At 62.6% G+C, this 3,105-nt stretch carries 5 protein-coding genes; 4 read left to right on the forward strand and 1 reads right to left on the reverse strand.

Translation table 11 applies throughout. From position 1 onward, the window contains the following. The 3 genes from EOA27_RS29265 to EOA27_RS29275 all read left to right on the forward strand — a co-directional run. Positions 1–531, forward strand: a 531-nt coding sequence (locus EOA27_RS29265) for a DnaJ C-terminal domain-containing protein (RefSeq protein WP_281059490.1), incomplete at its 5' end; no start/stop codon positions are given. A gap of 108 nt (positions 532–639) precedes the next feature. Further along, positions 640–1,458, forward strand: a complete 819-nt coding sequence (gene fabI / locus EOA27_RS29270; protein WP_126078577.1) for an enoyl-ACP reductase FabI — start codon at positions 640–642, stop codon at positions 1,456–1,458. A gap of 105 nt (positions 1,459–1,563) precedes the next feature. Continuing rightward, positions 1,564–2,151 (forward strand): histidine phosphatase family protein, encoded by a 588-nt coding sequence (locus EOA27_RS29275; RefSeq protein WP_126078576.1) that lies wholly within the window; start codon positions 1,564–1,566, stop codon positions 2,149–2,151. A 238-nt stretch (positions 2,152–2,389) separates the two neighbouring features. On the opposite strand, the gene EOA27_RS29280 is transcribed toward EOA27_RS29275, so the two are convergent. Next, a complete protein-coding gene (locus tag EOA27_RS29280; RefSeq protein WP_042641719.1) occupies positions 2,390–2,653 on the reverse strand; it encodes a DUF1344 domain-containing protein in 264 nt (87 codons plus the stop codon). A 195-nt stretch (positions 2,654–2,848) separates the two neighbouring features. Here EOA27_RS29280 and EOA27_RS29285 point away from each other — a divergent pair. Next, a partial coding sequence (locus tag EOA27_RS29285) for a chorismate synthase (RefSeq protein ID WP_127257860.1) occupies positions 2,849–3,105 on the forward strand: 257 nt, incomplete at its 3' end.

Below are 3,105 nucleotides of genomic sequence, written 5' to 3' on the forward strand. Positions count from 1 at the left end.
GATGTCCATGGTGACGTTGAGGTCGGCCGCCAGCCGGTGCAGGCGGCCGACCTCAACGTCACCATGGACATCAGCGTCGAGGAGGCGGCCACGGCCGATAAGGTGACGGCGATGTTCCCGGACGGCCGCAAGGTCGCGGTCAAGCTGCCCTCCTATGTCGAGGACGGCCAGACGATCCGCCTGAAGGGCCAGGGCGAGCAGGGGCCTGGACAGCCGGGCGACGCGCTGGTCAAGATCCACATCCGCCGCCACCCGCGCTACCGCATCGAGGGCCGCGACCTGCATGTGGATCTGCCTGTCGATCTGGCCGACGCCGTGCTCGGCGCCAAGGTGGCGGTCGAGACGCCGACCGGCAAGCTCGCGGTCAACGTACCGGCATGGTCGAGCTCGGACAAGGTGCTGCGGCTGAAAGGCCGGGGCTTGCCGGAAAAGGCCGGCGGTCACGGCGATCTCTATGCCCATGTCCGGCTGATGCTGCCGGAGGGCGGCGATGCCGAGCTTGAGGCCCTGATGCGCCGCCAAAAAGGCTGATCGAGGGAATCTTGTTCCCGTTACAGTGTCTTTTGAGCGCTTGAAGGGGCTCTGTGCCTGTGCGATAGGGCTCTCCACAAAGCAGATATTCTTGCGGAGAGCTTGCACATGGCAGGTGGACAGGGCCTGATGGCCGGTAAGCGGGGCCTGATCCTGGGCGTCGCCAACAATCGGTCGATCGCTTTCGGCATCGCCAAGGCTTGCGTCGATCACGGCGCCGAAATCGCGCTGACCTATCAGGGCGAGGCCTTCAAGAAGCGCGTCGAGCCGCTGGCGGCCGAGCTCAACGCGCATGTCGCCGGCCATTGCGACGTCACCGACCCGGAAAGCCTTGATGCCGTTTTCGCCGACATCGCCGAGCATTGGGGCAAGCTCGACTTCCTTGTCCATGCCATCGCCTTCTCCGACAAGGACGAGCTCACCGGCCGCTATGTCGAGACGACGCGCGACAATTTCCTGCGCACAATGGACATCTCGGTGTTTTCCTTCACCACCATCGCCAAGCGCGCCGAGCCGCTGATGACCGATGGCGGCTCGCTTTTGACGCTGACCTATTACGGCGCCGAGAAGGTGATGCCGCATTACAACGTCATGGGCGTCGCCAAGGCGGCGCTGGAAGCGAGCGTGCGCTATCTCGCCGTCGATCTCGGCGCCAAGAAGATCCGCGTCAACGCGATCTCGGCCGGGCCGATCAAGACGCTCGCTGCCTCCGGTATCGGCGATTTCCGCTACATCCTGAAGTGGAACGAGTACAATTCGCCGCTGAAGCAGACGGTGACACAGGAAGAGGTCGGCGATTCCGGCGTCTATTTCCTATCCGACCTGTCGCGCGGCGTGACCGGCGAGGTCCATCACGTCGATTCCGGCTACCATGTCGTCGGCATGAAGGCGGTCGACGCGCCGGATATCTCGACCGTCAAGGACTAATCCGCTCCGCCTATCAAGCGTCCAAGCAATTCCAGGAAAAGTGCGAAGCGGTTTTCCGTCCGGAATGCTTGCAAAAGCAAATAGCGTCCGACCTTGGAAGACCTGATGTACCCGCTCGTCTACATCGCGCGCCACGGCCAGACCGAGTGGAATACCCAGCGTCGCCTGCAGGGTCAGGCCGACACCGACATCAATGAGCTTGGACGCCAGCAGGCGACTGCCAACGGACGGCGCCTGGCCGCGTTGATCGGCAAGGGTGAGGATTTCGACTTTGTCGCAAGTCCGATGCGGCGCACATGCGAAACCATGGAACTGATGCGCGCGGCAATGGGGCTCGACCCGCTCGCCTACCGGACGGAGCCGCGTCTGGTGGAATTGAGTTTCGGCGAATGGCAGGGTTTTACGTTTCGGGAGCTCGAGGCCCGGCATCCTGGATCCACGCGTGGCCGCCGCGCCGCCAAATGGGATTTCCAGCCGCCCGGCGAGGGCGCGGAAAGCTACGAGATGCTGCTCGAACGGGTGAAGCCTTGGTTCGATGCGCTTGACCGGCAGACGGTATGCGTCACGCATGGCGGCGTCATGCGCTGCCTTTTCCGCTTCGTCGAAGGCATATCCAAGAACGACGCGGCCGCTCTGGAGATCCCGCAGGACCGCCTGCTCCGGCTGGAGGGCCGGAGTTTGGAGTGGTTATAGGTCCGGGTGCGGCCGTGAAAGTCGTCATCCTTGGGCGCAGCGACGCGAAGCGGAGCGAGGACCCATGGATCCATGCCGTGACATTCGCCGAATAGTAAAAACGGTGCAGAAAAGGTCGTTCTGCACCGCTGCAAAGCTCTGACATAACGGCATGGATTCCAGGGTCTGCGCGTCGCTGCGCTCCTTGCTTTGCCCTGGAATGACGAAGCTTAGGCGTTCAAGCCCCTGGCCGGAAAAGTTAGTTCTGGTCGCTGTCGGGCAACTGCATATCGGTGACGACATTCTCGCCATTGCTCACGTCATAGGCGATGACGATGTCCATGCCCGGCTTCAGCGAGTCGATGTCGGTCTCGGCGTTAAGCTTGTAGGCCTTTCCGTCGTCAAGCGTCAGCGTCAGCGTGTCCTTATCAACCTTCTTGATCAGGCCTTCGGTCTGGCCGGCAAACGCGGCGGCGGTGGAAATCATGAGCATGGCGCAGGCGGCGCCAATCAGGGTACGCATCGTCGTCCTCTTTGGTCATTGCGCCGGCTGGTCAGCGGCGGGTCCTCAACGGCGGGTGGGGAGAGAGCAGAAACCAACCGAATGTGTCAAAACTAAATCCGCCAGATCACAGTTTGATGCAGCCGTTTGACCACCGTGGAAAACGCCAATAGAAGGCAGCCGTAACCGGATTTCCTCACCGGCAGGGCGTTTTTCATGTCTCACAACACATTCGGCCATCTCTTCCGCGTCACCACCTGGGGTGAAAGCCATGGCGCCGCGCTCGGCTGCGTTGTCGACGGCTGCCCGCCCGGAATTCGCTTCAAGCGCGATGACATCCAGGCCGAGCTCGACCGCCGCCGCCCGGGGCAGTCGCGCTTCGTAACCCAGCGCCGCGAGCCGGACGAGGTCAAGATCCTGTCGGGCTTCATCCTCGACGAGGATGACGAGACGATGATCACCACCGGCACGCC

This window comes from Mesorhizobium sp. M2A.F.Ca.ET.037.01.1.1, assembly GCF_003998075.1.
GTDB lineage: Bacteria > Pseudomonadota > Alphaproteobacteria > Rhizobiales > Rhizobiaceae > Mesorhizobium.

Coding starts and splice junctions, on each gene's coding strand:
- fabI (WP_126078577.1), top strand. CDS start 640: ATGGCAGGTGGACAGGGCCTGATGGCCGGTAAGCGGGGCCTGATCCTG.
- EOA27_RS29275 (WP_126078576.1), top strand. CDS start 1,564: ATGTACCCGCTCGTCTACATCGCGCGCCACGGCCAGACCGAGTGGAAT.
- EOA27_RS29280 (WP_042641719.1), bottom strand. CDS start 2,653: ATGCGTACCCTGATTGGCGCCGCCTGCGCCATGCTCATGATTTCCACC.